This window comes from Uniformispora flossi, from assembly GCF_049534875.1.
Taxonomy (GTDB): Bacteria; Actinomycetota; Actinomycetes; order Streptomycetales; family Streptomycetaceae; genus Yinghuangia; species Yinghuangia aomiensis.
The window spans coordinates 83,104-105,592 of the sequence record NZ_JBMULZ010000025.1; the positions used below are offsets into that span (position 1 = coordinate 83,104).

At 72.8% G+C, this 22,489-nt stretch carries 22 protein-coding genes; 15 read left to right on the forward strand and 7 right to left on the reverse strand.

Annotated elements, in window-relative coordinates; genetic code table 11:
• Positions 1–102: 102 nt before the first annotated feature.
• Positions 103–633, forward strand: a complete 531-nt coding sequence (locus ACPA54_RS35105) for a pyridoxamine 5'-phosphate oxidase family protein (protein ID WP_423535997.1) — start codon at positions 103–105, stop codon at positions 631–633.
• A 75-nt stretch (positions 634–708) separates the two neighbouring features.
• A complete protein-coding gene (locus tag ACPA54_RS35110; RefSeq protein WP_423535999.1) occupies positions 709–1,671 on the forward strand; it encodes a helix-turn-helix transcriptional regulator in 963 nt (320 codons plus the stop codon).
• 102 nt (positions 1,672–1,773) lie between these two features.
• On the opposite strand, the gene ACPA54_RS35115 is transcribed toward ACPA54_RS35110, so the two are convergent.
• Complete coding sequence (locus ACPA54_RS35115) at positions 1,774–2,844, reverse strand: tyrosine-protein phosphatase (protein WP_423536001.1); 1,071 nt, start codon at positions 2,842–2,844, stop codon at positions 1,774–1,776.
• 161 nt (positions 2,845–3,005) lie between these two features.
• On the opposite strand from ACPA54_RS35115, the gene ACPA54_RS35120 reads away from it, so the two are divergent.
• The gene (locus ACPA54_RS35120) at positions 3,006–4,115 is read left to right on the forward strand and encodes an acyl-CoA dehydrogenase family protein (RefSeq protein WP_423536003.1); all 1,110 of its coding nucleotides are present in this window, start codon (positions 3,006–3,008) and stop codon (positions 4,113–4,115) included.
• A gap of 31 nt (positions 4,116–4,146) precedes the next feature.
• Here the strand turns inward: ACPA54_RS35120 and ACPA54_RS35125 are convergent, their stop codons facing one another.
• On the reverse strand, positions 4,147–6,171 hold the full coding sequence (locus ACPA54_RS35125; RefSeq protein ID WP_423536005.1) for a N,N-dimethylformamidase beta subunit family domain-containing protein: 2,025 nt from the start codon (positions 6,169–6,171) through the stop codon (positions 4,147–4,149).
• Positions 6,172–6,626: 455 nt separating this feature from the next.
• On the opposite strand from ACPA54_RS35125, the gene ACPA54_RS35130 reads away from it, so the two are divergent.
• The 4 genes from ACPA54_RS35130 (at position 6,627) to ACPA54_RS35145 (ending at position 10,513) form a co-directional block, all read left to right on the forward strand.
• Positions 6,627–8,345, forward strand: coding sequence for a serine/threonine-protein kinase (locus ACPA54_RS35130; protein ID WP_423536007.1), 1,719 nt, complete (start codon positions 6,627–6,629; stop codon positions 8,343–8,345).
• Between the two features lie 136 nt (positions 8,346–8,481).
• Positions 8,482–9,126, forward strand: a complete 645-nt coding sequence (locus ACPA54_RS35135) for an ArsR/SmtB family transcription factor (protein ID WP_423536009.1) — start codon at positions 8,482–8,484, stop codon at positions 9,124–9,126.
• Complete coding sequence (locus ACPA54_RS35140; RefSeq protein ID WP_423536010.1) at positions 9,123–9,854, forward strand: SRPBCC family protein; 732 nt, start codon at positions 9,123–9,125, stop codon at positions 9,852–9,854. Before ACPA54_RS35135 ends, ACPA54_RS35140 begins: the two co-directional genes overlap by 4 nt.
• An 86-nt stretch (positions 9,855–9,940) precedes the next feature.
• Positions 9,941–10,513 carry a dihydrofolate reductase family protein gene (locus tag ACPA54_RS35145; RefSeq protein WP_423536012.1) on the forward strand — a complete coding sequence of 191 codons (573 nt, stop codon included), beginning with the start codon at positions 9,941–9,943 and terminating at the stop codon, positions 10,511–10,513.
• 25 nt (positions 10,514–10,538) lie between these two features.
• On the opposite strand, the gene ACPA54_RS35150 is transcribed toward ACPA54_RS35145, so the two are convergent.
• Entirely contained in the window at positions 10,539–10,949 is a 411-nt protein-coding gene (locus tag ACPA54_RS35150) for a hypothetical protein (RefSeq protein WP_423536014.1), read from the reverse strand.
• Positions 10,950–11,176: 227 nt separating this feature from the next.
• Between ACPA54_RS35150 and ACPA54_RS35155 the strand changes: the two genes are divergently transcribed.
• Entirely contained in the window at positions 11,177–11,530 is a 354-nt protein-coding gene (locus tag ACPA54_RS35155) for a UBP-type zinc finger domain-containing protein (protein ID WP_423536016.1), read from the forward strand.
• A 28-nt stretch (positions 11,531–11,558) separates the two neighbouring features.
• Here ACPA54_RS35155 and ACPA54_RS35160 read toward each other — a convergent pair whose 3' ends face one another.
• The gene (locus ACPA54_RS35160; RefSeq protein ID WP_423536018.1) at positions 11,559–12,278 is read right to left on the reverse strand and encodes a GNAT family N-acetyltransferase; all 720 of its coding nucleotides are present in this window, start codon (positions 12,276–12,278) and stop codon (positions 11,559–11,561) included.
• Positions 12,279–12,363: 85 nt separating this feature from the next.
• Between ACPA54_RS35160 and ACPA54_RS35165 the strand changes: the two genes are divergently transcribed.
• From ACPA54_RS35165 to ACPA54_RS35180, 4 genes are all read left to right on the forward strand, one after another.
• Positions 12,364–12,804 (forward strand): MarR family winged helix-turn-helix transcriptional regulator, encoded by a 441-nt coding sequence (locus tag ACPA54_RS35165; protein ID WP_423536020.1) that lies wholly within the window; start codon positions 12,364–12,366, stop codon positions 12,802–12,804.
• A gap of 239 nt (positions 12,805–13,043) precedes the next feature.
• Positions 13,044–13,559: a COG4315 family predicted lipoprotein gene (locus ACPA54_RS35170; RefSeq protein ID WP_423536022.1), complete on the forward strand. Its 516-nt coding sequence runs from the start codon at positions 13,044–13,046 to the stop codon at positions 13,557–13,559.
• Between the two features lie 73 nt (positions 13,560–13,632).
• Entirely contained in the window at positions 13,633–14,538 is a 906-nt protein-coding gene (bla, locus tag ACPA54_RS35175) for a class A beta-lactamase (protein ID WP_423536024.1), read from the forward strand.
• Positions 14,539–14,638: 100 nt separating this feature from the next.
• A complete protein-coding gene (locus ACPA54_RS35180; protein WP_423536026.1) occupies positions 14,639–15,181 on the forward strand; it encodes a hypothetical protein in 543 nt (180 codons plus the stop codon).
• Positions 15,182–15,208: 27 nt separating this feature from the next.
• Here the strand turns inward: ACPA54_RS35180 and ACPA54_RS35185 are convergent, their stop codons facing one another.
• Positions 15,209–17,917 (reverse strand): bifunctional acetate--CoA ligase family protein/GNAT family N-acetyltransferase, encoded by a 2,709-nt coding sequence (locus tag ACPA54_RS35185; RefSeq protein ID WP_423536028.1) that lies wholly within the window; start codon positions 17,915–17,917, stop codon positions 15,209–15,211.
• Positions 17,918–18,535: 618 nt separating this feature from the next.
• Between ACPA54_RS35185 and ACPA54_RS35190 the strand changes: the two genes are divergently transcribed.
• Positions 18,536–18,667, forward strand: a complete 132-nt coding sequence (locus tag ACPA54_RS35190) for a hypothetical protein (RefSeq protein ID WP_423536029.1) — start codon at positions 18,536–18,538, stop codon at positions 18,665–18,667.
• A 276-nt stretch (positions 18,668–18,943) separates the two neighbouring features.
• Positions 18,944–19,660: a CBS domain-containing protein gene (locus tag ACPA54_RS35195; protein WP_423536031.1), complete on the forward strand. Its 717-nt coding sequence runs from the start codon at positions 18,944–18,946 to the stop codon at positions 19,658–19,660.
• A gap of 127 nt (positions 19,661–19,787) precedes the next feature.
• Here the strand turns inward: ACPA54_RS35195 and ACPA54_RS35200 are convergent, their stop codons facing one another.
• Both ACPA54_RS35200 and ACPA54_RS35205 read right to left on the reverse strand, forming a co-directional pair.
• Positions 19,788–20,597: a methyltransferase domain-containing protein gene (locus tag ACPA54_RS35200; RefSeq protein ID WP_423536033.1), complete on the reverse strand. Its 810-nt coding sequence runs from the start codon at positions 20,595–20,597 to the stop codon at positions 19,788–19,790.
• A gap of 80 nt (positions 20,598–20,677) precedes the next feature.
• Positions 20,678–21,610, reverse strand: coding sequence for an SDR family NAD(P)-dependent oxidoreductase (locus ACPA54_RS35205; protein ID WP_423536035.1), 933 nt, complete (start codon positions 21,608–21,610; stop codon positions 20,678–20,680).
• 138 nt (positions 21,611–21,748) lie between these two features.
• Here ACPA54_RS35205 and ACPA54_RS35210 point away from each other — a divergent pair, with 138 nt between their 5' ends.
• Positions 21,749–22,366, forward strand: a complete 618-nt coding sequence (locus tag ACPA54_RS35210; RefSeq protein ID WP_423536037.1) for a TetR/AcrR family transcriptional regulator — start codon at positions 21,749–21,751, stop codon at positions 22,364–22,366.
• The last annotated feature ends 123 nt before the right edge of the window (positions 22,367–22,489 follow it).

Consider the following 22,489-nt stretch of genomic DNA (forward strand, 5'->3'; position numbering starts at 1 on the left):
ACGGGCCAATGCCGCGAAAAAGCCGCCGGAAATGCCGACACAAGACGTCGGGTATGGGCGCGATCGTGGGAACCGTCACCGCACCGACCGGCAAGGACGACCATGTACGAAACTCCCGCGGAGCTGGACGCGCTCCAAGAACTCCTCGACGCCTCGCTCTCCCGCGCGACGTCCCACCTCCGTTCGATCATCAACGCCGAACGCAGCCTCACCGCCGACCAGCTCACCCAGGTCCTCACCGGCATGTGCACGCTGGCACTGTCCACCGTGACCGCGCACGGCGAGCCGCGGATCAGCGGCGTGGACGGCCACTTCCTGCACGGCAAATGGCACTTCGGCACGGCCCGCACCGCGGCCAAAGCCCGCCACCTCGCCGCCCGGCCGGCGGCGAGCGCGGCGCACATGGTCGGCGAAGACCTCGGCGTGTTCACCCACGGCACCGTGGAGATCCTCAACCCCGCGGACGGCGAGCCCGCCGCGGACTGGCCGGAGCTGCTCGCGTACTTCAAGGACTTCTACGGCGCGGACGCCTTCGACTGGGAGCGGGACATCGTCTACTTCCGCCTGCACCCGCACTGGATGACCGTCTTCGCGCCCGACTTCGCCAAGCTGCTCGCGGCCCGGAAGGCCTAACCGGCCCTTCGGTAGGGTCGCCGCACCGGCCGGGGACGAGACGACCGGGCACCACACACACCGGAGAGGAGCAGCATGCGCGCGAGCCGGGCCATCGCGCTCTTGCTGCTGCTCCAATCCCGCCGCGCGATGACCGCGGCCGAGCTGGCCGCCGAGCTGGACGTCTCGGAGCGCACCGTGCAGCGCGACGTCGCGGCGCTGTCCGAAGCGGGCGTGCCGGTGTACGCCGAACGCGGCCGGGCCGGCGGCTACCGCCTCGTCGACGGCTACCGGACCCGCCTCACCGGCCTCGAGCGGCCCGAGGCCGAGGTGCTGTTCCTCGCCGGTCTGCCGGGCCCGCTGCGGGACATGGGCCTGGCCGGGCAGGCCCTCGCGGCGCGGCTGAAGGTCGCCGCGGCGCTCGGCGACGCGCCCGCGGCGGCGACGCAGCGGTTCCACCTGGACGCGCCGGCCTGGTTCCGCGAGGCCGACACCCCGCCGCTGCTCGGCGCGGTGTCGCGTGCGGTCTGGGAGGACCGGGTGCTGCGGGGCGGGTACGGCGGCCGGGAGCGGCGGCTGGAGCCATACGGCCTCGTGCTGAAGGCCGGGCAGTGGTACGTCGCGGCGCGCGGCCCGTCCGGCCGGATGGCGTCGTACCGCGTCGACCGGTTCACCAGCGCCGAGGTCGGCGGCGAAAAGTTCGCCCGCGACCCGGAGTTCGATCTGCCGGGCTACTGGGAGGAGGCGTCGCGGGACTTCGCGCGCTCGATGCTGCGCGAGAAAGCGCGAGTCCGGCTGAGCCCGATCGCCGTCGCACACCTGGCCGTGCTGCTGGAAGCCACCGCCGCGGCCGACGCGCTCGCCACCGCGGGCGAGCCGGACGCGGAAGGCTGGGTGACGGTCACGCTGCCGGTCGAGTCGTGGGAGATCGGCTACTTCGAGATCCTGCGCTTCGGCCCGGAAGCCGAGGTCCTGGACCCGCCGCACCTCCGCGACCGCGTCGCCGAGGCAACCCGCCGCGCGGCGGCACTGTACGCGGACGACCACCCGACGGCGTGACCGCAACCGCAGCGACCCGGCAACCACAGCGGCGCCGGAACCCGCCCGTGCGGGGTTCCGGCGCCGCTTGCCCGGGGCGGGCCGCGGAGGCGGCTCGCCGGGTCAGCCCACCAGCAGGTCGTTCTTCAGCGCGCGCACGTCGCGGGCGTCGAGGTCGAGTGCCCGCTTGAGGTAGGAGTTGAAGGAGCCGTACTGCTTGCGGACCTCGTCGAAGCCGGCGTTGAGGTACTCGGGCCGGACGTCGAGCAGCGGCTTGTAGACCGCGGCCTGGGCGGGCGGCATCTGGTCGAGGGCCGCCTGGTTCGCCGCGGCGCGGTAGTCGTTGCTGGCGAGGTAGTCCGCCATGACGGTCTCGCGGGGCACGCCGAGGGCGGTCAGGAGTGCGGCCTCGGACCAACCGGTTCGGTCCTTGCCCGCGGTGCAGTGGAAGACGACGCCGTGCGCGCCGTCCGTGCCGATGCCGCGGAAGACCGCGGTGTAGGCGGTCTTGGCGGTGGCGCCGGAGACCATGAACCGCTCGCCGTCGACCATCATCTGCGCGGCTTCCCCGGCGGTCTTCGGCATGGCGAAGATGCCGCCGCCGCCCGCGAGGACGTCGGCGACGACGTAGTCCGTCCCGGCCGGGAGGCGGTCCGGTGCGGCGGCGCGCTCGGTGGTCTGGCGCAGGTCGAACACGGTCGTGATGCCGAGGCGCCGCAGCTTGGCGCGGTCGGCGTCGGTGAGCTTGTCGAGCGCGTCCGAGCGGTAGATCTCGCCCATCTTCACCCAGCGGCCGTCGGCGGTGCGGTAGCCGCCCGCGTCGCGGAAGTTGACCGTGCCGTCCAGCTTGACCAGCCGGTCGGCGAGGTGCAGCGAGCCGCCGTGGTCGGGCTCCAGGTCGAACCACTGCCGGTCGGCGGCGCGCAGGCCGCGGACGACGGCTTCTCCGCGGCCACCGCCCGAGGCGACGGTCTTGCCTTCGGCGCGGATCACGACGCGGCGGACACCCGGCGCGTCCCAGGCGATGGTGAACGAACCGTCCGACTGCGCGGTGACCGTCGCGGCGGTGAACGGGATGTGCTGGGCGTCCGGCGTCTTCGCGGGGTGGGCGGACGCGGCGGGCGCGGATGCGGCCAGCGCGGCGAACGCGAGGGCGGGGGCGAGGACGACGGTGGCACGAGGGAACGACTTCATGCCGGGAATGCTGGCGGCGCCGGGAAAACCGGCGGTGAACGCCGTCGAGCGCGGACGCGATGATCACGTGGCGCTTAAACGATTGAGCCCCGCGCCGCCGCCGGCGGACGGGATGCCCCGGTTCGGCCCGCGCCGCAGCTCCACCGCCCTAAGCTGTCCCGGTGAACTCACCGTTTGCGGTTCCCGGGAACGACCGGCGGTTCGTCGACGCGGCGCGGGACCTCGCCCCGCAGTTCGCCGCACGGGCGGACGCCCACGACCACGAGGCGACCCTGCCGGTGGACAACCTGACGGCGCTGCACGCGGCCGGGCTGGACATGGCCGCGATGCCCGAGGAGCGCGGCGGGTCGGGGATGTCGTACCAGGCGCTGGGCGAGATCCTGCGCATCGTCGGCAAGGCCTGCCCGGCGACGGCGTGCATCTGGACGATGCACCTGGGCGCGGCGCAGGCCCTCGTCTCGTTCGGGCCGCCGCGGTACGCGGACGCGCTGCGCGCGGGCGAGCGGTTCGCCAACGCCCTGTCCGAGCCCAGCGGCGGCAACCGCTTCCTCATGCCCCTGCAGCACGCCGAACCGGCCGACGGCGGCTACGTGTTGGACGGCGCGAAGCGCTTCGTGTCGGGCTGCGAGATCGCCGACCACTTCCTGGTGAACGCGCTGGTCGACGACGTCCCGGCGTTCTTCGGCGTGGACCGGGACGACTCCGTCGAGATGGTCCCGATCTGGGACTCGATGGGCCTGCGCGGCACCCGCAGCCAGCTGCTGAACTTCCGCGGGACGCTGCTGCGCGCGGAGAACCGCGCCCACATGGTCGACCCGCTCGCGCCGAACATCATCGGGCTCGGCCTGCCGTGGCTGTCCATCGGCATCGCCGAAGCCGCGCTCGACGCGCTGACCGATCACGCGCGCACCCGCATCGTCCCGGGCACCGGTGCGCCGGTGGGCGCGATGCAGTGGGTGCAGTTCGACGCGGCGGACTCGCACGTCAAACTCCTCGCGGCCCGCACGCTCGCGGAACGCGCGATGTGGCTCGCGGACCGCAAGGACCCCGGCTGCCTCCCGGCAGCCATGGAGGCCAAGCTGTACGCGAACCAAGTCGCCAAGGAGATCGCCGAGTTCGGCGTCCGGGTCGGCGGCGGCTCGGGATTCCTGCGCACCTCCCCCATCCAACGTCACTTCCGCGACGCCCAGGCGGGCGCGCTGATGGCGTTCTCGGTGGAGGTGTGCCGGGACATGATCGGCAAGGGGCTGATGGAGGGCACGGGGGCGTAACGCCCGGTCTGCGGGGGACGAGTCGGGGCGGCTACTGCACCCCCGCGTTGACGGCGTTCCGCAGGATCCCCGCCAGCGCCCGGTCGTGCGCGAGTGCGCCGTTGAAGCACAAGGAGCCGGCGGAGAACACCCAGCCTCCGTTGCCGCGCTCGAAGTACACCATGTGGGAGCCGCCCTGCTGGGTGCCGTGGGCGATGCGTTGGACGCCGGGCAGCCGCGCGCCGTTCTCGTCGCAGGTGTCGACTTCCCAGCCGCTGGCGGCGAAGTTGTAGCCGGTCCTGCCGAACTGGTCGCCGGGCTGCAGGCCGGTGCCGGCCAGGAACGGGTGGTCGGCGTCGACTTCGTACGGCGCGAACTCCATGAAGGACGCGCCGTTGTAGGCCACGCCGAGGATGTTCTTCTCGGAGTGGCCTTGGTCGCGCCACAGCCAGCGGTCGCCGCGCTCGTTGCGGTGGGTGAGGGCGGTGCCGTTGACGGAGGGTTCGACGCGTTCGTACATGCCGTTGCCGCCGGTGTAGATCACGCGTCCGCCGCCGGTGAGGTAGGCCTCGAGGCGGGTGCGCATCGTGTCGGTCCAGTACTCGGGGTGCGAGGCCAGCATGAGGGCCTTGTAGCCGCCGAGCCAGGTGTCGTCGTTGTGCAGGTCGAGGTCTTGGTAGCAGTCGTACGCGACGCTGTTGTCCGCGAGCCAGCGCAGCAGCAGCAGGTCGCCGTAGAAGCGCACGTCCATGTGGCCGGGCGGTTCGATGTAGGCGTTGGCGAACGGCCGGAGCATGGTGTGCGTGCGGTTGTGCGGCGGGTTGTCCCAGCTGTACTGGTAGTGGCCGCCCCAGTGGTTGTAGGCGCTGTGCGTGAGGAACGGCAGCATGAGCGCCATCTTGGCGACCGGCTTGGGCGGGCGGACGACGAAGGGGACGTAGCGTCGCACGCCGCGGTCGCCGGTGAGCTGCACGACGTAGAACCCGGACTTCCAGTCCTGGGCGATGGGGACGGTGAAGTCGGTGGGCCAGCCGCAGCCCTTGGTGCGGTAGCCGGACTGCACGCTGCGGAGATGCCCCGTGTGGCTCGTCGGGCCGGACACGACTTGGCTGTTCGTCCGGTCGAGCGTGGTGCCGGGGGTGATCGGGCCGTCGAGGCGGAGCACGGTGGCCTGGTACCGGTCGAACGCGGACGAGACGGAGACGTTGAGGGCTTGGCCGTTGGCCACCGACCAGCGGTCGGCGTATCCCTGGAGGTTCGCGGTGCGGCCGACGGTGAAGCCGTTGCCGACGAGGGCGCCGGCCGAGCCCGCCCAGGTGCCGCGGCCGTCGCGGTCGACGGTCTGCCAGTTCGTCAGCCGGCTCCAGTGGAGTTCGTGGTCGCGGCCGGGGGGATCCTTCCGGTCGAGCCACACGGAGTAGAACGTTCCGTGGTCGGCGAAGCGTTCGGTGAGGGAGCCCCAGTCCCAGCCGTCGTCGATGTGGATCGCGTTGCCGCCGTTGGCCCACGCGCCGGAGCCGTTGGAGCCGTCGCCGGCGAGGTAGCGGAACCAGTCGAGGGTGGCGCCGTGCCGGACGCCGTAGATGACGCCGTCCGAGTCCGCGAAGTGCATGTCGTAGTCGCGGCGCCCGGCGGCGATGCGGGACCCTCGGCCGCCGTTCGCCCAGGCACCGGAGCCGGTCGACCCGTCACCGGCGAGGTATTTGAACCAGTAGAGGTCGCCGTTGGCGTCGATCCCGTAGATGACGCCGTCCCAGCCGCCGAAGATCTGGCCGAAGCCGCCGAAGCCGGTGTGGATGACGGTGTTGCTCTTGGGATGCCAGGAACCTTCGCCGGTGTCCTGGTTGGCCAGCTGGTACTTGTGCCAGACGAGCGAGCCGTCGCCGCAGAAGCCGAACAGCTGTCCGTCGGCGGCCGCCAACACGTTCGTATGGATGTGCCAGCCGGTTCCGATCTCCCGGGGGCTGCCGCCGCCGACCCACACTCCGGTGCCGTTCTCGCGCCCCAGGTGGCGGAACCACTTCAGGCGGCCGTCGGCTTGAACGCTGTAGATGACCCCGTTTCCCCCGGGAACCATCCGTGTTTGGCTCTGCTCGGGATCGACCGGATTCGTTGCGGCGGAGGCGGTGTTGGCGGCCAGGCCCACCGGAAGGACCGCGGCACTGGCGAGAGCCGCCGTGCCCTGGAGGACCCGCCGCCGGGAGAGCGCCGCACTACCCGAGTCGTCACCAGACCATAAAGCAACAGAAAGTGACATATCGGACACGCTACAGGCGGGTTGGCGCGCACTCTGCGCAACACGAATCGGCGTGTCGGTTGACAGGGCACGGAAGTTCGTCCCGGATCATGCGCCGCACGGGCGATATACGTCATATCAAATGACCTCGTCATCCGTTGCGAGCGCGCCTGGTTGCCGTCCCGCGCGGACCGCACGCCGGGGGTCGCGGGCCGTGGGAGGATGCCGCGCATCACGACGGCGGATCGGCCGCGGCCACGGCCACGCGCCGCCGCCGCAAGCCTGGGGGGAAAGTCATGCTGGTTGCACCATGGTCCGCCGTGGACCCGGAAGACCCGCTCCGCATCGGGCCGTTCCGCGTCACGGCCCGGCTGGGCGCGGGCGGGATGGGGCAGGTGTTCCTCGCCCGCTCCGCCACCGGCCGCTGGGTCGCCGTCAAAACGATTCGCCCGGAGTTCGCCGGCGACCCGGCGTTCCGCGACCGCTTCGCACAGGAAGGGCGTGCCGCCGCACGGGTCAACGGAATGTTCACCGCACCCGTCCTGGGCAGCGATCCGGACGGCCCCGTGCCGTGGATCGCCACGGCGTACATCGCCGCCCCTTCCCTGCACCTGCTCACCGCCGACGGCGGCCCGCTGCGCACCGACACCGTGCTGTGGCTGACCGCGGGAATCGCCGAGGCCCTCCAGTCGATCCACGCCGCGGGAGTCGTGCACCGAGACCTCAAGCCGGCCAACGTGCTGCTGGACGCACAGGGACCGCGGGTCATCGACTTCGGCCTCGTGCACGCACTCGGGGGCCGTGCCGCCACCGGGGGGACGACGGCCGTGGGCACGCCGTCTTTCATGGCGCCGGAACAGGTGCACGGGCGGCCGGTCACCGCCAAGGCGGACATCTACGCGCTGGGGCAGACCGCCTTGTACCTGGCCACCGGGGCGGCCGCCCCCACCGGCGAGCTGCCTGCCGAACTCCCGGAACCGCTGCGCGGAATCGTCGCCGACTGCCTGCGCCCGGTGCCGCACAAGCGGCCGACGCCGGCGGCGTTGATCCGCGCGTTGGGGAACGCGGTCGACCTCACGGCGCACGCCGACGCCGAGGGCTGGCTGGACCGGCGGGGGTGGACGCTGGTGCAACGGTTCCGCGAGGCGATGCCGCCGCTGCCGAAAGCGGCGAGCGGCCGGGACGGGTCGATGGCCTCTGCCGCCAAGGCCGTCCCGACGGCTCCACCGCCGCTCACGGTCTCCGCACCCGAGCCGCGGGCCGTCCGCTACGCGGCCCTCCGGTCGTTCACGCGCCCAGCCACCGCCGCCGAGGTCGCGTGCGCGGCCCGGCACGACACGGCGGCGGCACTGGCCCGCGCCGACCGGCACCACGAGGCCCGGAAGGCGTTCCGCGCGCTCCACGCCCAGACGACCCGGGACTTCGGCCCCTGGCACCCGCAGACGGTGTTCGCGCTGCTCGGCCACGTCCACATGACCGGGGCGATGGGCTGGTGCGGCGCCGCCCGCGACCAGGTGGGCACCGCCGCGGACCGCGCCGCGCGGGCCTTGGGTCGCAGCGACGTGCGGACGCTGCTGCTCCGCGGCGAACACACGTACTGGACGGGCCACTCCGGCGACCCCGAGACCGCCGCCCATGCCCTGGGGCTCCTCACCGCCGACTGCACCCGGCAGTACCCCTTGGCCCTCGCCGCCCGCACCGAGCGCGCGCTGTGGCTGGGCGTCGCGGGCGACCCGGCCCGAGCCGTGCGCCAGTTGTCCCACCTGGTCGACGAGTGCCGCCGCACGTTGGGCGACGGCTCCGACGTCGCGCTGTACGCGATGAACGCCTACGCCCACTGGCTGGGCGTCTCCGGCGACCCGCGGCGCGCCGCGCGGCTCTACGGCGAACTGCTGGCGTGGATGGTGACGGGGCTGCCGGCGACGGATCCGTACCCGGGGAGCGTCCGCACGCGGTGGGAGCACTGGCGGCGGGTGGGGGTCGAGACGGCATCCGAGGTGCTGGTGGGCGAATAGCGGGGACAGCGTCCGGACGGCGCGGTCGGGATCACCACGGTGGACCCGGCCGCGCCGCCTTCCGCCAGGGGCGCCGGCCATCACCGACAATCGGATCCTCCTTGACAAATTTTTTTGTCGGAGGGATTCTGGATGCGTGCTCGACGTACTCGTGATCGAAGAATCCGCGGCCGCGGAGGCCTCCTTGGACCCCATACGGTCCGAGATCCTGGCGTCCCTGGCCGAGCCCGGGTCGGCGGCGATGGTCGCCTCCCGCCTGGGCCTGCCCCGGCAGAAGGTGAACTACCACCTCAAGGAACTCGAACGGCACGGCTTGGTCGAGTTGGCCGAGGAGCGCCGCAAGGGCAATGTCAACGAGCGGATCTACCAGGCGGTCGCGGCCTCGTACGTCATCTCGCCGGCCGCCCTGGCCGCCGTCAGCCCCGACCCGGCGCGGGCGCCCGACCAGCTCTCCGCCCGGTGGCTGGTCGCCCTCGGCGCCCGGCTGGTGCAGGAAGTCGGGGGGCTGGTGACCGGGGCCGCGCGGGTGGGGCGGCGGGTGGCGACGTACGGCCTCGACTCCGAGGTCCGCTTCGCGTCCGCCGCCGACCGGGCCGCGTTCACCGAGGAACTGACGCAGGCCGTGGCCGCGTTGGTGAGCCGCTACCACGACGAGTCGGCGCCCGGCGGCCGACGGCACCGCGTCGTCGTCGGCATCCACCAGATCCCCGACGCACCGGCGCCCGGAGCCCCGGACCGCACCCCGCACGAATCCGCACCGGAACAGGAACCAGGAACATGACGGAGCCCTTCGAGATCCGCCTCGAGACCACGCTGCCCGCCACCCCGGAGCAGGTCTGGGAGGCCATCGCCACCGGACCGGGCCTCGACTCCTGGTTCATGGGGCGCAACGAGGTCGACCCCGAGGCCGGCACCGCCGCGATGGACACCGGCGGCCACCGCGAGGAAGCCGCGATCACCGCCTACGAGCCCGGGCGGCGCCTGGCCACCCGGACCGGCACCGCGCCGGACGGCCGCTTCATGGCGTTCGAGTACCTGGTTGAAGGCCGCGACCAGGGCAGCACCGTCCTCCGCGTCGTGCACAGCGGCATGCTCGGCGACGACTGGCAGGACGAGTACGACGCGCTGCGCCGCGGCTGGCCGTTCCACCTCAACACGCTGCGCGAGTACCTCGCGCACTTCGCCGGCCGTACCGGCGTCCCGGTCTTCGGCATGGCCCCGGCGGGCGACCGCACCGCACCGGAGGTCCGCGCCGCGCTGGCCCGCGCGCTCGGGCTCGGCATCCCGGTGGTCCAGGGCGCCCGCGCGCAGGCCGACCGGCCGCCGCTCGACGGCGAGGTCGTCTGGGCCGACGACGAGCGCTTCGAAGTCCGCAGCGCCGACGGCCTCTACACGTTCCACCACTCCGCGGACATCGCCCTCATGTTCCACCACCTCTTCGGCCCGAAGACCGACACCGACGGCGCCGAAGCCGCGTGGCAGCAGTGGCTGTCCACGACCCTCGCCTGAGCGCTGCCCGAACACAAACACGAACACGAACACAAACACGAACACAAACGCGAACACGAACACGAACACCTCACCAGGAGCACCCCATGCGCACCCTCATCACCTCCGCCTTCGTGTCCCTCGACGGCGTCGTCGACTCCCCCGGCGGCGAGCCCGGCTACCGCAACTCCGGATGGACCTTCAAGGACGTCGAGTTCCTCCCCGAGGCGTTCGAGATCAAGGGCCGTGAGCAGGAGGAAGCCGGCGCCATGCTGTTGGGCCGGGCAAGCTACGTGGCCTTCAGCCCCGTATGGCCGGGCATGGCCGACTTCGCGCGCTACAAGACGCTGCCGAAGTATGTCGTCTCGACGACGCTCACTGACGACCAGCTGGTCTCCAACTGGGGCGAGACCACGATCCTGCGCTCGCTGGACGAGGTCGCCGAGCTGAAGAAGACCGACGGCGACCCGATCATCGTGCACGGCAGCGCATCGCTGAACCGCGCCCTGTCCGACGCCGGCCTGATCGACCGCTACCACCTGCTCGTCTTCCCGCTGCTGCTCGGCGCGGGCAAGCGACTGTTCAGCACCACGGACAAGGACGCGCAGAAGCTGAAGATCGTCGAGCACGAGGTCTACGGCAACGGGCTGCAGAAGCAGGTCCTCGACGTCGTGCGCTGACCCGGTTCCCGCCGCCGGCCCCGGGTCACCACGACCCGGGGCCTCCCACGTCGATCTGGATGTTCCCGGTCTCCACCCTGCAGACCCGCCATATCCCGCCCTCCCGCCGCAAGTCCACGGCGTACGGCGTCGGGGACCGGTCCCGGCCGACCACGGTGAGGTTGACGTACGCGGTGTCCCCCGTCGCCGTCGACGACGTGAGGTCGAAGGTGAACCCCGGGCCTTCCGTCTCGACGAGCCGCCGGGGCGCCCCGGTGTCGGGGGATCCGTCGCAGACACCGTAGTACCCGTCCGCCGACGCGCCCGCGGCCGTCGCGGCCAGGAACTCCTTCGTGGTCTTCTCCAGTTCGCGGTTGCCGCCCCCGCCCGTGGACGTCGCCACCACGACCGAGGCGACGGCCCCCGCCACGGCCACCGCCCCCGCGGCCGCCAGCATCGCGACGAATCTTCCCCCAGCCGGCACCGCGGCCCCCTCTCGGACGATCTCCGAGCGGATGGTAACCCACTTGGCAAACATACGAGTTGACCAAGACAAAGGGTTTTCCCGGCGCCCCGGACAACACACCGGTGTCGTGCCGTACCGGGCCGATTCCCGCCACCCCGCCTAGCCTGTGAAGCGGAAGCACGGACCCGAGCCGACACCGACCCCGCGGAGGAGTCCCGATGAACCCCGAGAAGGCGATCGACCCGACCGTGCCGCCGAGCGGCACCGGCTGCGCCGAATGCGACGCGACCGGCGGCTGGTGGCTGCATTTGCGCAGGTGCGCGCGGTGCGGACACATCGGCTGCTGCGACGACTCGCCGAGCAAGCACGCCACCGCGCACGCCCACGACACGGGGCATCCGGTGATCCGCAGCTTCGAACCGGGCGAGGCCTGGTTCTGGGACTACACCACATCCGAGTTCTACGAGTCCGGCCCCGCGCTCGCCCCGCCGGAGCACCACCCCGTCGACCAGTCCACACCGGGCCCCGCGGACCGGCTCCCGGACGACTGGCGGCAGCAGCTCGGGGGTTAGCTTCCTGCCCGGGAGAAGCTTCGACGGTTCACACGTCGCCCGGAACACGGATGTCGGACAGGGACCGTTTCTGGCGGCCTTCCGCGTCGAAGTTCCCGGGCGAGAGCCACTCCCGCAGCGCCGCGCCGACGCGCGGCCACTCGGAGTCGATGACGGAGTACCAGGCGGTGTCGCGGCTGCGGCCTTTGTAGACCACCGCCTGGCGGAAGATCCCTTCGAAGGTGAAGCCCAGCCGCAGGGCTGCCGTGCGCGAGGGTGCATTCAGGCTGTCGCACTTCCACTCGTAGCGGCGGTAGCCGAGTTCGTCGAAGGCGTAGGACATGAGCAGGTACTGGGCCTCGGTGGATATCGGGGTCCGCTTCAGCAGGGGCGAGAACGCCACGCTGCCGACCTCGACGACGCCGTTGGACGGGTCCTGGCGCATCAGGGCGAGACTGCCCGCGGCCTTGCCCGTGCGCGGGTCGACGACTGCGTAGTGCAGGGGGTCGTCCGCCTGCGTCGTCGCCGTCACGTAGGCGCGGTAGTCGGCCGGGCTGTCGAAGGGGCCGGCCGACATATAGGTCCAGTCGCTGCCGTCCGCCGCGAGGGCGAAGGCCGCGTACAGGTCGTCGGCGTGGCGGCCCGCGTCCAAAGGCTCCACCCGGCAGAAGCGGCCCTCGAGGGTGACCCTGGCGGGCGCGGGAACAGCCGTCCAGGCGGGCAGAGGGCGGCCGACGGGTTGGCCGTATTCGTTGGGACGTGCGGACATGCCGTTCTCCTCGCTCACACCTGGTTGTGCGGATAATATTCCCCGTCGATGGTTATCCGCATAACCAACCTGTCGAGGAGAGCCCGTGGACTTCGAGGAAGCCGACGCCGTCAACCAGGCCGTCCGCCTGCTGACCCTGCGCCACCGCGCGCGGATCTCGGCGTTGCTGGCCCCGTTGGGCCTGCATCCCGGGCAGGAGGCGGTGCTCCTCGAACTGGCCAGAAGCGGCCCGATGATCCAGGCCAGGCTCAGTCGGGCGCTCGGGGTCGAACCGCCGAGCGTCACGCTCATGACCCGCAAGCTCGAGGCGTCCGGCTACCTGCGCCGCACGCCCGCGCCGTCCGACAAGCGCGCCGGCGTCGTCGAGCTGACCGAGCGCGGCGCGGCGCTGACCGAACAGGTCAAGGAGCTGTGGCGCACCCTCGCCGAGGAGACGGTGGCGGGGCTTCCGGCCGGCACCGCGGCGGGCCTGCCCGGGCTCCTCACCACGCTGGCCCGCAACGTGGACCGCCGGCCCGCCACCTGATCCGCCGAACCGCCGCGGGTAGGTCGGGAAATCCGGACGACCGGCGGGCACGAGCGGCGGGCGGTCCGCGCGCGGTGCAAGGCTTGGGGTATGACCCTCAGGTCGTGTCCGGTGGCACGGCCTCAGTCCCGGGCCCGCGGAAGGGGTCCGGCCGGGGCCCTTCGGTCCGTAACCACGACGTCGGACCTCGGACGCCGCCGCGCCGCGGCGAGCCGGGTCACTCGTGGAAGAAGTCCGTCATGAATCGACTCCTCGCGTTCTCCGCGGGCGCGGTCGCCGTCGCGGCCCTGGCCGCGGGCTGCGGCAGTTCGTCGTCCAGCTCGTCGAGTTCGTCCCCCACGCCGTCCGCGGCGACGAGCGCCGCGGGGCTGCACACCGCGAACTCGCGGTACGGCGAGATCCTCGTCAACGGCTCCGGGCGCACGCTGTACCTCCTCACCGCCGACGCGGGCACGACGTCCAACTGCTATGGCGAATGCGCCTCCATCTGGCCGCCCGACACGCAGGTCAACGCCCCCACCAGCGGCCAAGTCGACGCCTCCAAGGTCGGATCCACACCGCGTAACGACAGCAGCAGCCAGGTCACCTACAACGGGCATCCGGTCTACACCTACGCCCAGGACGCCAAGCCCGGCGACGTCAACGGCCAAGGCCTGAACACCTTCGGCGGCACCTGGTGGGTGCTCGACGCCCACGGCAACCCGGTCACCACGGCGCCCAGCCCGTCCGGCGGCAGCTCCGGCGGCGGCTACTGAGGCTGGTTGCCGACACGCCTGCCGAGGGGTCAGGCGCGGTTGCCGACCCGCGCCGCGCGGCAGTATGAGGATCATGGAACGGAATCCGAGCCGGCGCGGGTTACTCGTCGGCCTCACCGCGGCGGGCGCCGCCCTGGTCTACCCCTCCGGCGCACGGGCGTTCGCCCGGGAAACAGCACCGGCGGGTGTCACCGCACAAATGCGCGCACTCGAACAGGCGCACGGCGCCCGCCTCGGCGTCTTCGCCCACGACCCGCACACCGGCCGCGGCGTCGCCTACCGCGCCGACGAGCGCTTCCCGATGTGCTCGACGTTCAAGACGCTCGCGGTCGGCGCGGTCCTGCGCGACCTCGACCGGGACGGCGAATTCCTGGCCACCCGGCTGCACTACACCGAACAGGACACCACCGCCGCGGGCTACGCCCCGATCACCGGCCAAGCCGACAACCTCGCGCACGGCATGACCGTCGCCGGCCTGTGCGCCGCCGCGATCGCCTACAGCGACAACGCCGCGGCGAACCTGCTGCTCCGCCGACTCGGCGGCCCCGCCGCCGTCACCCGCTTCTGCCGCTCCCTCGGCGACCCGGTGACCCGCCTGGACCGCTGGGAACCCGCCCTCAACTCGGCGGAGCCCGACCGGATCACCGACACCTCGACGCCCCGCGCCCTGGCCGCCACTTACGCCCGCCTCACCCTGGGACGCGCCCTCGACCCCCGGCACCGCGAGCTGCTCACCGGTTGGCTCCTCGCCAACACCACCGGCGCCCACCGCATCCGCGCCGGACTGCCCCGCGACTGGACGGTCGCCGACAAGACCGGCACCGGCGGCTACGGCACCGCCAACGACGTCGCGCTCGCCTGGCCGCCCTCCCGCGGTCCTCTCGTGCTTGCCGTGCTGACCACCAAGCCCGACGCGGCCGCGGCCGCGGACGAACCGCTGCTCGCCGCAGCGGCGTCGGTCGTCGCCGCACACACGTGACGGACCCAGCGCCTCGACCCGGTCGAGACGCGGGCTTCCCCGGCGGACTACGGTACGTGTACGCCGCGTTACCCGGACGCGCACCCGAGGAGGGGACCTCGTGCCATCACCCTGCGACCCCCGGCACGCTCCGGCCGGCGACGTCGCCGCCGCGCTGATGCTGATCGACTCGCGCCTCAAAGGCATCTACGACGGCAAGGCCGGCCCGGACCCCGAGGAACAGGCGTTGGTCGACCAGTACATCGCGTCGCTCGGCCCGGAGGGTGCGGACGCGGTGCTGGACGGCACGTGCACGCTCATCTACATGTTCATGGCATGGCTGCGGCAGGCCTACGAGGACCACGACCAGGACCCCATCGAGGCCGTGGTGCCGAACCTCGTGGCCACCATGCGGATGATGCCGAAGAGCATCCGCCCGGAGGTCATTCCGACGATGGCCGGCCTGCTCGTCGCCGCGGGCACCGGGCTGAGCCCGAACCTGTGGCGCAAGCAGTACGGCTACTGGACGAACGAGGAGATGACGCCGCTCGAAGCCACCGCGTTCCTCCTCGCCGAGCACATCAACCGCATGACCGACGACCACGACTTCGCTACCCGCATGATCGCCGACGCGCTGTCCGGGGCGGAGGAAGAGACGGCCTAGCCGCAGCCTGGCCCAGCGCAGTAGCTACTAGCGCACACGCGGTATGTAGGGGTCGCGCGGGTGCCGCACCGCGACGCGGATGCGGGCGTCCACGACGGTGACGCCGCCCGGGGTGGCGATCGCCGGGTTGAGGTCGAGTTCGGCGATCTGCGGGAGGTCGTCGGCGAGGCGCGAGACCCGGTGCAGCAGGTCGGCGACCGCGTCGGTGTCGCACGGCGGTTCGCCGCGGTGGCCGTAAAGCAGTTTGGCGGCGCGGGACTCGCCGAGCAGGTCGTCGGCGTCCAGGTCGGTGAGCGGGGTCAGCCGGGCGCCGTGGTCGCCGAAGAGGTCGACGGCGGTGCCGCCGAGGCCGAACAACAGGAGCGGGCCGAGAACTTCGTCCTGGTCGATGCCGACGATGAGTTCCACCCCGCGCGCCGCCATGGGCTGGACGACGGCGCCGGCCAGCCGCGGGCCGAGGCGGTGCGCGAGTTCGGCGTAGGCCGCGTGGGCGGCGTTCGGGTCGGCGATGTCGAGGAGGACGCCGCCGACGTCGGACTTGTGCGGGAGTTCCGGACCATACGCCTTCACCGCGACGGTCCCGGCGGGCGACAGGTCGGCGAGTTCGCGGAACGCCCGCACCGTGGCGTCGTCCGACGTCACGTAGCGCATGGGTGCCTGCGGGATGCCGTAGGCGGCCAGCACCGTGGCGCACTCCTCCGGCGGCAGCCAGCCGCCGCCTTCGTGTCCGGCGAGGTACTCGGCGACCACCGCCCGGGCCCGGTCCGGGTCGATTCCGGGGAGGAGCGGGACGACACCGCGCGGCCGGGCGAGCCATTGCGCGCGGTCGCGGGCGTGGGCGAGCGCGACGGCGGCGGTCCGCGAGTCGGCGAACACCGGGAGCGCGCCGTGCCAGGCGGGCAGCAGGTCGACGGCCTCGGCGCGTTCCGGGGCGACGACGGCCAGCGGGATCCCGCGCACCGCGGATCCCCGGGTGAGTTCGGCAAGCGGGTCGCCCAGCGCCGTCGGGGCGAGGGCGAGCAGGACCGCGCCGATCCGTCCGGTCGCGGCGATGGCGTCGACCGCGCGGCGCAGGCTTTCGCCGGTGACGGTGGCGGTGGTGTCGACGGGGTTCGCGCACACCGCACCGGGCGGCAGGATCTGCTTCAGCTCGCGCTCCAGTTCCTCACCGAGGTACGGGACGGCCAGTCCGGCATCCGCGCACGCGTCCGCGGCCAGCACGCCCAGGCCGCCCGCGTTGCCGAGGACGGCGACCGCGCTGTTCCGCGGCAGCGGTTGTGCGGACATCAGCGCGGACACCGCGACCAGGTCGCCGATCGAGTGGGTGGCGGTGACACCGGCTTGGCGGAACAGCGCGGCGCGGGCGACGGTCGGGGTGACCGCGGCCGCGGTGTGCGACGCGGCGGCGCGGCGGGCCGAGGCCGAGCGGCCCGCGTCCACGGTGAGCACGGGGATGGACCGCCCGACGCGGCGGGCTATGCGCGAGAACTTGCGCGGGTTGCCGAAGGATTCCAGGTGCAGGACGGCGAGTTCGGTCCGCGGGTCGGTCTCGAACCACTGCAGCATGTCGTTGCCGCTGACGTCGTACTTGTCGCCGAGCGACACGAAGGTGGACACCCCGATGCCGAGCCGGTCGAGCTGCCGCAGCAGCGCGATCCCGACACCGCCGGACTGCACGGCGACGCCGGCGTGCCCGGCGACCGGCCGGATACCGGTGAAGTTCGCGTTGAGCGGGGTACGGCCGCCGGTGTCGGCGATGCCGACGCCGTTCGGACCGATCATGCGCATGCCGTAGCGGTGGCAGGCGTTGCGGACCCGGGCGGTCTGGTCCGGGTCCAGACCGGCGGTGACCACGACGAGCGCGGCGACGCCGGCCTGCCCGCATTCCTCGGCCAGATCGGGGACGGCCTTGGCGGGGACGGCGACCACCACCAGCTCGGGCAGCCGCGGCAAATCGGCGATGTGGCGGTAGGCGGGCACGCCCGCGACGGACTCGGCCGTCGGGTGCAGCACGTAGAGCCCGTTGCGCCATCCGGCCGAGGTCAGGTTCGCCAGCAGCGCGCGGCCGATCGAGTCGGGGCGCCGCCCGGCGCCCGCGACGGCCACGGCGGACGGGCGGAACAACGGCAGCAGGCTGGCCGTGTCGGCCTGGCGCTCGCGCAGCCCCATCGCGGACAGGAACTCCTCGCGCCCGGGGTCGTCGGCGGCCGGGTCGAGCGGGATCACGGCGGTGACCACTCCGGCTTCCGCACGGCGGTGCAGCGGCAGCCCGAGGTCTTGCAGCACGCGCAGCATCGCCCGGTTCTCGGCGAGCACGTCGGCAGTCCAGCGGCGCACGCCGCGGCCGCGGGCGATGTCGATGAGGTGCTCGATGAGGAGCGTGCCGATGCCGCGGTGGTGCCAGTCGTCGGCGACCGCGAGGGCGAGTTCGGCTTCGTGCGGTGTGGTGCCGTGGAACTCGGCGGCGCCGACCACCCGGTCGCCGCGCCACGCGAGCAGGGCGCCGCTTTCCGCGGGCGGACGGCATATGCGGGCGGCCGTCTGGGTCCCGGCGACGCGGCTCGCGCCGAAGAACCGCATCCGCGTGCTCTCGTCGGACAGTCCCGTGAAGAACGCCCGGACGGCGGGCTCGTCCGCGGGATCGGGCACGGCCAAGCGCAGCATCGTGCCATCGGCGGCGAGAGCGTGGCGTTCGCCCGCCGCGGCGGGGGCTCCGAAGGGCGGGGTGGTGTTCATGAGCGGTGTTCCTCCGGGTGCGGAGTTGCGGGCGGGCACGCCCGAGGCCGACGGGCGGCGCACCCCGTGGGCGCGACGGCCTCGCGCCACGACCCTGCCGGGTCGGGGAACGACACGGACAGGGCCGTTCGGCCCGTGCGGACCGACGGGCCGACGGGCCGACGGGCCGCCAACGGAATTCGGCACCCGGATCCCGTTGGCGGGGCCCGGCGACGAATCACCGGAAGGCGCAGCCCGACGACCGAGCCGGCTGCCCGGGTCGCGGACGCCGCGCCGCAGGCGGGGGGCGGAGCCGAGGTCCCTCGGCCGAGCCCGCCGGCGCCTGAGCCGGCCGCCGACCCGGTGCCGCGCGTCCCTTTGATCGTTATGCCCAGTCCCCGCGCCGGTCCGACCCGAAGCTGCCTGCCGCTTTGCCGTCCGGCGGGCGGTGACCCCTGCCTTGCCACCCGCCGGGTGGGCGATCCGGCCTCGGCCTGGCGCACACCCCAACCGGCCATTCGACCCATGACGTCGGGTCCACCGCCTCTGCGGGCGAACTCCCCTGCCGCGCGACGGTTTTCCCAGGACGACCGGGCAGACCGCCCGGGCGCAACGGTAGGAAAAGGAAAGGGGTCGGCCGTGTTCCTCTTCGACGCCCACTTCTGGGCGGTCTTCGGTCTGATCGTCGGCTGCGCGGGCTTGGTCGCGTTCCTGGCCGGCGTCGCGCTCGGCGGCCCGCCGCGGCACCACCGCCGCCCGCGGCATCATTGACCGACGCCCCCGGCAGACGGCCGGACGCGCCAGGCCCGGCCGGGCCGGGCCCACGGACCGGGGGCCCAAGGCGGAGGTGTGACCGTGCCCGACGCCGTTCACGGCCGTCGGCATGGCTGTCAGCCCGCGGTGGTCCACGCCGAGGAGCCCCCTGCCGCCGTGCCGCCGTGCCGCCGTGCCGCCGTGCCGCCCGAGCCGATCATGCGCCCGACGGCGCCGCTCCGCGTCCCTTCCCCCGCGCCTATCCCCCGTCCCACCCACGTTCGGAGGCACGCCATGGGTCATCAGCTCGTCCGCTCCGTCATGACCACGGACGTCGTCACCATCGACCCCGACGCCCACTTCACCGACATCGTGCGGACTCTGCGGAGCGCGCGGATCAGCGCCGTGCCCGTGGCGGCCGCCGACGGCCGGATCCTCGGCGTCGTCTCGGAGGCCGACCTGCTGCGCAAGGAAGCCCACGCCGACGAGGCGTGCCGCGCTCCGGCGCGGCGGCTCTTCGGGGGCCGCGGCACAGCCGACAAGTCCCGCGCCGAGGTCGCCCGCGACCTGATGACCTCGCCCGCCGTCACCATCCGCGCGGACGGCACGGTCGTGGACGCCGCCCGCCTCATGGAACGCCGCGGCGTCAAACGCCTCCCGGTCGTGGACGCCGACGGCCGTCTGGAAGGCGTCGTCAGCCGCTGCGACCTCCTGCGTGTGTTCCTGCGCGGCGACCGGGAGATCCGCGACGAAATCGTCGGCGACGTGCTGCGCCGCGCGCTGTGGATCAATCCGGCGACGGTGTCCGTCACCGTCGACGCCGGGCGGGTCCACCTCGCCGGGAGTCTGGAGACGCGGAGCCTCGTCCCGCTCGTGGTCCGGCTGTGCCGGGCGGTCGACGGCGTGGTGGGGGTGACCCACGACCTCCGCTACGACTACGACGACACGCGCGTCCGGCCGGGGTCCCGCGGACCGCGCGGCATCACCGACATCTGGATGGCCCGTCTCTGAGACGGCGACCGTGGGTGCCCGGGGCGAACCCGGGCACCCGCGGTATTCCGCCGGCCTCGTGCGACGCGGCCGCACCGGACGCCGCCTCGGCCGGCAAACGTCCGGCTCGCCGCCGCCCCGCCAACCGTCAAGCGCGGCACAGGATCTCGCCGTGCACGATGACCTGCCACCCGTCCGGCTCGGCGGCCCACGCACGCCACGCACCGGCGATGCGCTCCAGGTCGGCGTCCGTCGCGTGGCCGCCGCCGACCGCGCGCTCGCGGTAGGTGGACGCCAGCGTGCGTTCCGCCCACAGGCCGCCCCACCAGGCCCGCTCGTCCGGCGTGGCGTAGGTCCACGTGGACGTCGACGCCGTGACGTCGGTCAGGCCCGCCTCGCGTGCCCACGCGTGCAGGCGCCGGCCGGCGTCCGGCTCGCCGCCGTTGGCGCGGGCGACGGTCCGGTACAGGTCCTGCCATGCGGTCAGGCCTGGGACGTCCGGGTACCAGAACCAGCCGCCGTAGTCGGCGTCGCGTGCGGCGATGAAGCCGCCGGGCTTGCAGACGCGGCGCATTTCGCGCAGCGCCTGCACCGGGTCGCCCACGTGCTGCAGTACCTGGTGTGCGTGGACGACGTCGAACGTGTCGTCCGCGTACTCCAGTGCGTGGACGTCCGCGGTGGCGAACTCGACGTTGTCCACCCCGCGTTCCGCCGCGTACGCGCTCGCCGCGGTCAGGACGTCCGCGGAGGCGTCGACGGCGGTGACGGAGCCCTGGGGGACACGCCGCGCCAGGTCGGCGGTGATCGTGCCCGGGCCGCAGCCCACGTCCAGGACCTTCATGGCCGGCTGCAGGTGGGGCAGCAGGTAGGCGGCGGAGTTCTCGGCGGTGCGCGAACGGTGGGAGCGCAGGACGGAGTCGTGGTGGCCGTGTGTGTAAACGGCGGTTTCTCGAGCCATGTCCAGACCCTACTCCCACCATCCACTATACGGGACAATATTTCTCACTATGCGGACACCTGCTCTCCGTGGCAGCCGTCTCACGAAGCTCCCCCGAGGCGTTCGAGCAGGTCGGCGGGCGGCGGAACGGCGTGCTCGGCGGCGCGGCTGACGTCCTCCCACTGCGACCACGTGGCCATCCGCTTCCGCGCGATGTCGAAGGCCAAGTCGTAGACCATGCTCCCGAGAAGCAGGCGCAGCGGCGGGTCGTCGGCGTCCACGAGCGTGAGCAACGCCTCGGCGGCGAGGCGGGGCTCGCTGTCGATGGAGCCGTCGGCGAACTGCTTTTCGAGTTCGGTGCGTAGCGGGGCGTACGCGTCGAGCGGGGTGGTGGTGCGCATCGCGGTGTACAAGTCCGTCCAGTAGCCGCCGGGTTGGAGGATGCTGACCTTGACGCCGAAGCCGGCGGCTTCCATGGCGAGCCCTTCGCTCATGCCCTCCAGGGCGAACTTGCTCGCGGCATACATGCCGGTCGACGGGAATCCGCCGAGTCCGCCGATGCTGGACACCTGCACGATGTGCCCGGCACCTTGGGCCCGCAGGTGCGGCATGACGGCCTGGCTGACCCAGAGCGCGCCGAAGAAGTTGGTCTCCATCTGGGCGCGGGCCTCGGCCTCGGTGAACTCCTCGATCATGCCCATCGACAGCGTTCCCGCGTTGTTGACGACGATGTCGAGCCGCCCGAAGTGGTCGACGGCGGCGGCGACCGCGGCGAACACCGCGTCGTGGTCGGTCACGTCGGCGGTCAGCGGCAGCACGCGGCCGGGATGTGCGGCGGCGAGGCCGTCGAGCGCGGACGTCGTGCGGGCGAGCGCGGCGACCCGGTCGCCGGCCGCCAGCGCGGCTTCGGCGAAGGCCCGGCCGAGACCGCGGCTGGCGCCGGTGACGAGCCAGACACGGGAACGGGTTTCCTCGGTGGCCGCGGTGTCGGCGGCGGTGGTCGCGGCGGCAGTGGGGTTCGCGGTGGTACGCATCTGCGCGTCAACTCCTCTTGTCAGGATTCAATCATTCGAGACGAGACGGATCGTCTCGCTTCGAGTCATCACTATGCACGTCCACGCGCCACGAGTCAAGACGGACCGTCTCGTCTAGCCCCCTGCTAGCCTGCTCCCATGCCCTCTGCCGAGAAATCCCCCGCCCCCGCCCGGCCCAACTCCGCGCGCCGCAGCGAGGCCTCGCGCCGGGCGATCCTCACCGCCGCGTTCGACCTGGCCGGCGAGCTGGGCTACGCGAAGCTGAGCATCGAGGCCATCGCGGCCCGTGCCGGGGTGGGCAAGCAGACGATCTACCGCTGGTGGCCGACCAAGGGCGCCGTGCTGTTCGACGCCTTACTCATGCTCAGCGAAGGCCCGGAGGGTGATGCCGAACTCCCGGACACCGGCGACATCGAAGCCGATCTGAAGGCCGTCCTGCGGGCGACCGTCGAGGAGTTGGCCGACCCGCGGATCGCCGAGCCGATGCGTGCGCTCAGCACCGAGATCGCGCACGACCCGCAACTCGCCGCCTTGTATGCGGAACGCCTCGACGAGCCGGTCCGCGAACTGAAGCGCGCGCGGCTGCGCAAGGCCCAGCAGGCCGGCCAGCTCGCCGCCGACCTCGACCTCGACGTCGCCGTCGACGCCATCTGGGGCCCGCTCCTGAACCGCTGGCTGCTGCGCACCGGCCCGGTCACGACGGCCTACACGGACGCGGTCGTGGAGACCGCGCTCCGCGGCCTGCGGGCCTCATGACGATGCCGCGGGGGCCCGGGGCCCGGCACCCCGCGCCCCCCCCCACGCCCCCGGGGCCGGGCCACAAGATTCCCAGCGGCCGCCCCGACCCGCAGACTTAACCGACGGGGTGCTGTGCGCGAC